The sequence below is a fragment of the Eudoraea sp. genome (assembly GCF_049665975.1).
In the GTDB taxonomy this organism is placed as follows: domain Bacteria; phylum Bacteroidota; class Bacteroidia; order Flavobacteriales; family Flavobacteriaceae; genus Eudoraea.
Genome location: NZ_JBATGR010000548.1, coordinates 1 through 5,147, shown reverse-complemented (window position 1 = coordinate 5,147; position 5,147 = coordinate 1). Strand labels below are relative to the sequence as shown.

Here is a 5,147-nt window from a genome sequence, read left to right as displayed (position 1 = left end):
TATTATCAGGATGATTATGACTACTATACTGTGGAATTCTATATTCCCGATGGAAAGATAGTAGCTGCTTATGATACTGACGGTAAGATTTTAAGAACTATTGAAAAATTCAAAGACATTAAATTACCAGACGCTGTATCGAAAGCATTGTTAGAGCGTTTCCCAAACTGGGAGATAGTAAGCGATGTTTACCGCGTTACTTATACAGATAAAAAGGGAGCTAAAAAACAATATAAACTCCAATTACAGAATGGGGATAGAACTATGAAGGTTAAGATGAACGAAGATGGCGAGTTTCTTTAGGAAGTAGCTCAACTTAATCCGATTGTGGTTAGCAACTTAAGGTAGCTGTACTACTGAAATAAAAGGTTCTGTCCCGTATATGGAGAGAACCTTTTATTTTTAACAATTTCTTGAAGTTATTAAAATACCATTGTCAATACTAGCCAATAAAATTCATTTAAAGAGAATAAGAGGAAGCATATCTTCATTACAATAGATTAAAATGAAGTTGCTATTTAATAATATCTAAAATCTAATATCATGAAAAAATTTATTTTAAGTTTATTGGCTATAGCGCTAATTAGCGTAGCGTATTCGCAAGAAGTAAAATTAGAGGAACTCTCAGAAGTTGTAGTTGAAGCTGTGAATTACAAGTATTTAAATACAACAGATAACAAGGTAGCTGCAGTGCCAGTTAAGATGTTAGAACGTAAGGCAGCCGCTTATGATGTAACTACCAAGGACTACTATCAGGACAATTATGATTATTACTCAGTTTCATTTGTAATTCCTGATGGGAAATTAGTTGCTGTTTATGATCCCGATGGTAAAATTCTAAGAACCATTGAAAAATTCAAAGACATTCAATTGCCAGACGCCGTAAGCAAAGCGCTACTGGATAGATTCCCAAATTGGGAAATTGTAAGTGATGTTTATCGAGTTAGATATGAGGATAGAAAAGGTGCCATAAAAAATTATAAGATTAAGTTACAAAATGGGGATAAAACAATGAAAGTGATGATGAGTGAAGAAGGAGAATTTCTATAATTTTCGATGCACTAGCAGTTAAATTTTACCCCTGATGTTGCTAAGTGGGAAAGGCCTGATGTTTTGAACATCGGGCCTTTTTAAGTCCTTGTGCTACCTATAAAAATTCATTTCATCCAAATAAGTCCAGACCGCATCTGGTAGCATTGCTCTAATATTTTTTCCCAACTTATGTTGATTGCGAATAAATGTGGAGGAAATTTCCATTATGGGGGCATTTACCCACCTGATTTTTGGGTGCCCTAAAAATTTTTGATCTGAAGAACCATCAGAAATACGGGGATAAACATAAATGTCGTGATTTTCCAATATTAAATCATAATTTTTCCATTTATGAAATCCCTTTAAATTATCCTCCCCCATTATCAGGCAAAATTGGTGGTCATTCCCATACTTCTCCCCCAAATGAACCAGCGTATTTATTGTATAGTTTGGTTGAGGCAAATTAAATTCAATTTTACTTGCCTTAAGTCTGGGATAATCTTTGACAGCTTCAAACACCATTTGGTATCGATGGTTATTATCCAGTAAACTCCTTTTTGCTTTAAACGGACTTTGAGGTGTAATCACAAACCATACCTCATCAAGATCAGAAAACTCAACCAAATAATTGGCAATTATCAAATGTCCAACATGTATTGGATTGAATGTCCCGAAATAAAGACCAATTTTTTTCATGAACAATGCCTATGTTCTTTTCATGTTTATATTATCAGGAGAATTTATCTTTCACAACTCATAAGAAGTTTTTTCGACAGAGCTACTTCCTTTTAATCCCAATAAAATTTGCGACCAACTCATGTGCTTCATTAAGTGCGGTATCCAAATCGTAGTTTTTTATTATTTTATCAAACTGAGGAGCCGTAGCCAATTCCACTGAAGCTTTTGCAATGCGCATATTAATTTTATCATCACTCTCTGTACTGCGCTTTTTAAGTCTGATTTTTAGTTCGTCTACACTTGGTGGCTTAACAAAAACAGCCAGTGTCTTGTCAGGATATTTCCTTTTTATTCGAAGTCCGCCTGCAACATCAATATCAAAAATTACATTTTTACCTTCACTCCACAAGCGCTCCACTTCACTTTTTAACGTCCCATAAAAATTATCTCTGTATACTTCTTCCCATTCCAAAAAATCATCATTCTTAATATGTCCTTTAAATTCATTAATAGACATAAAATAATAATTTCCCCCCTGTTTTTCCTTTCCTCTCCTGGGCCTTGAAGTGGCGGAAACGGAGAATGCCAGGTTTAACTCCTCCTGTTCTAATAAATATTTTACTATTGTTGTTTTGCCGCTTCCCGAGGGAGCAGAAAAAATAATAAGTTTACCTCCTTCCATTAAAGCACATTGAGCATTTGTTCCTTAACCTTTTCTAACTCATCCTTCATTTGTACAACTAGCTGTTGCATAGGCGCATAATTGGCCTTAGACCCTATTGTATTTATTTCCCTGCCTATCTCCTGGCTTATAAAGCCCAGTTTTTTGCCATTAGAATCGGCAGAATTCATTGTCTCAATAAAATAGTCCAAATGGTTATCCAATCTGACTTTCTCTTCTGTAATATCATATTTTTCCAGGTAATAAACCAACTCCTGTTCAAAACGGTTAGCGTCTACTTCGGCCTTTAGGTCTGCTACTGCTTTTTCTAATCGCTCCCGAATTGTTGATAATCTATCTGGGTCTATTTTAACCACCTTTTTTAACAGTCCTTTAATGGAAGAAATTCTCTCCATAAAATCTTTTTCAAGGACTGCACCCTCCTCCGACCTGAAATTATTTATCTCTTTTAAAGCCTTGTCCAATGTATCCTGTATGATCTTATATTCGGAGTCATCTATATCTTCCCGATCCGTTTTAAGAGCATCCGGCAGTCTTAAAGCCATTTCCATTAGCCTTATGTCTTCCCCGTCTGCGATTGACCTAAGTTGTTCCATGTATTGTTTTAGTATGCCCTCATTTACTACAGATGAACTTTCGTTTCCGGTCATTTCCACATATAAACCAAAATCTATTTTTCCTCTGATCAACGAGCTTGCAATAGTCTTTCTCAGCTGCAATTCCTTTTCCCGATAGGCCGAAGGCATACGGGCATTGATATCCAGGCTTTTACTGTTTAGGGATTTTAATTCAATGGTGATCTTTTTAGATGGAAGCTGCACCATATGCTTCCCGAACCCTGTCATGGATTGGATCATAAATTGTCTTTAATTTTCGTAAAGGTACTAAAATCTTAAAGTGAATTTTTGGTGCCCAGGCAATTTTACTATAATTCCCTAATCCATATATTTCTAAAGCCAACACGGCTATTATCACTATGATCCTGAAGCATCAAGGACCCTTTGCCATGAGGTGGGTTTTTTGGCCATCCTATATACGGAGTAGTTCCTTTTAGTTCCACATGATCCTGTACCAGTACCCCATTATGGATTAGGGTAATTGTGCCGGATTTTATTTTACCCCCTTCTGAATTGAATTCAGGGGCGTGATAGATAATATCATAGGTATTCCATTCTCCGGTAGGCACCGAAGCTTTCGCTAACGGAACGTGCTGTTTGTAAATAGAAGCTACCTGCCCATTTACATAGGTGTCATTATCATTATTATCTAAAACCTGAACTTCATACAGCCCTGATAAAAATATCCCGCTATTCGCCCTATTCTGTCCATCCCTTTGCACCTCTTCAGGAGACCTCCATTCAATATGTAACTGCACATCCCCAAATTTCTTTTTGGTCTGTATATTACCTGTTGAATCTTTTACTGTCATACTACCATCATCATTGAGATGCCAAACTACAGCAGAACTATCATTTGCCATCTCCCATTTCTCAAAATCGCTACCATCAAAAAGAATAATGGCATCGCTTGGTGCACCCTTATTTCCTGTTGGGTTTACTATGGGCGGAACAGGTTCATAGAATTCCGTCTGTTCAGGTTCTGTAGGTTCCTCCCCCACGTATTCCTTATAAACTATTACCTCTTCAGCGGTTTCTTCATGAAGCATGGGTGTATCCTGAGATTCCTGCTTACAACCTATTATCAAAAGTATAACTGAAAACAAATAGTACCGGTTCATAACTACAGTTCTTTTATCTTAATATTTCTATACCCTATACTTATCGTTTCGCCATGATCCTGTAATGCGATTTTCCCGGTTTGGTGCTTTCCAAAATCCTCCCAGTCTGCAAATTTGGAATTGGCGACCATGGTTTCCCATCCTTCCCCTGTGACCGGGAATTCAACGATTTTTGTTCCATTGAGCACTACGATCCCTTCATTGGTCTTATGGTTAATCGTAATCTCATAGGTATTCCATTCTCCAATGGGTTTAACAACATCCTGAGATGGTGCAACCATATCGTACAGGGCACCTGCCTGATGCGTTGTTCCGTTTTTGGCATCGGGGTGATTTATATTATCTAAAACTTGAATTTCGGGTCCTGTATAGTACGGTTCAATGTGTTTAGGATCCTCAACAACCCCCCACATGATACCACTGTTTGCCCCTTCTGTAACCATCCATTCCAGCGATAACACAAAATCTGTATATTCTTTATCTGTGACCAGATTAAACCTGTTTCCATCTGTTCTGGCTTCATCTGTTCGTAACCTCATAGCCCCATCTTCCAATTTCCATGCATCTGGCACTTCCTTTCCCGGATAAACATGCCAGCCATCGAAGGACGTTCCGTCAAAAAGGACGGTCCATTCATTTTCTTCACCAGCGCCCATTTTCGATTCAATATTGGATGAGGCAGTATTTTCCTCGTCCTGATTCTTTGCTTTTTGCTTACAACCAATTAATAGGCTGGCAAATAAAATGATACCAAGTATATTTTTCATTTTCGTAGTGTTTTAAATTCCCAAGATTTTTTTGAGTATTTCCTTATCAATGGCACCTCCGGCAAAATCATCGAATGTTTTTTCGGTAGCTTCAATGATATGATCCTGTATAAAGATAGCTCCTTCACGGGCTCCCTGTTCCGGGCTTTTAATACAGCATTCCCATTCCATAACCGCCCAAACATCACAGCCGTACTGCGTTAGTTTTGAAAAAATAGTTTTGAAATCGATCTGTCCGTCTCCAAGGGAA

At 37.5% G+C, this 5,147-nt stretch carries 6 protein-coding genes and 2 pseudogenes; 2 read left to right on the top strand and 6 right to left on the bottom strand.

Going from position 1 to position 5,147, the window contains the following annotated elements:
• Positions 1-303 (top strand): annotated as a pseudogene (locus WBN20_RS17225) (nicotinate-nucleotide adenylyltransferase); the annotation flags it as partial.
• Between the two features lie 240 nt (positions 304-543).
• Positions 544-1,050 (top strand): nicotinate-nucleotide adenylyltransferase, encoded by a 507-nt coding sequence (locus WBN20_RS17220; protein WP_424273677.1) that lies wholly within the window; start codon positions 544-546, stop codon positions 1,048-1,050.
• A gap of 93 nt (positions 1,051-1,143) precedes the next feature.
• On the opposite strand, the gene nadD is transcribed toward WBN20_RS17220, so the two are convergent.
• The 6 genes and pseudogenes from nadD to WBN20_RS17190 form a co-directional block, all read right to left on the bottom strand.
• Entirely contained in the window at positions 1,144-1,728 is a 585-nt protein-coding gene (gene nadD, locus WBN20_RS17215) for a nicotinate (nicotinamide) nucleotide adenylyltransferase (RefSeq protein ID WP_424282581.1), read from the bottom strand.
• An 82-nt stretch (positions 1,729-1,810) separates the two neighbouring features.
• Positions 1,811-2,392 (bottom strand): guanylate kinase, encoded by a 582-nt coding sequence (gene gmk / locus WBN20_RS17210; RefSeq protein WP_424282580.1) that lies wholly within the window; start codon positions 2,390-2,392, stop codon positions 1,811-1,813.
• Positions 2,392-3,249 (bottom strand): YicC/YloC family endoribonuclease, encoded by an 858-nt coding sequence (locus WBN20_RS17205; RefSeq protein WP_424282579.1) that lies wholly within the window; start codon positions 3,247-3,249, stop codon positions 2,392-2,394. The genes gmk and WBN20_RS17205 overlap by 1 nt, the downstream gene beginning before the upstream one ends.
• Before the next feature lie 68 nt (positions 3,250-3,317).
• Positions 3,318-4,130 (bottom strand): 3-keto-disaccharide hydrolase, encoded by an 813-nt coding sequence (locus WBN20_RS17200; protein ID WP_424282578.1) that lies wholly within the window; start codon positions 4,128-4,130, stop codon positions 3,318-3,320.
• A 2-nt stretch (positions 4,131-4,132) separates the two neighbouring features.
• A complete protein-coding gene (locus WBN20_RS17195; RefSeq protein ID WP_424282577.1) occupies positions 4,133-4,897 on the bottom strand; it encodes a 3-keto-disaccharide hydrolase in 765 nt (254 codons plus the stop codon).
• Between the two features lie 12 nt (positions 4,898-4,909).
• A pseudogene (locus tag WBN20_RS17190) lies at positions 4,910-5,147 on the bottom strand (sugar phosphate isomerase/epimerase); the annotation flags it as partial.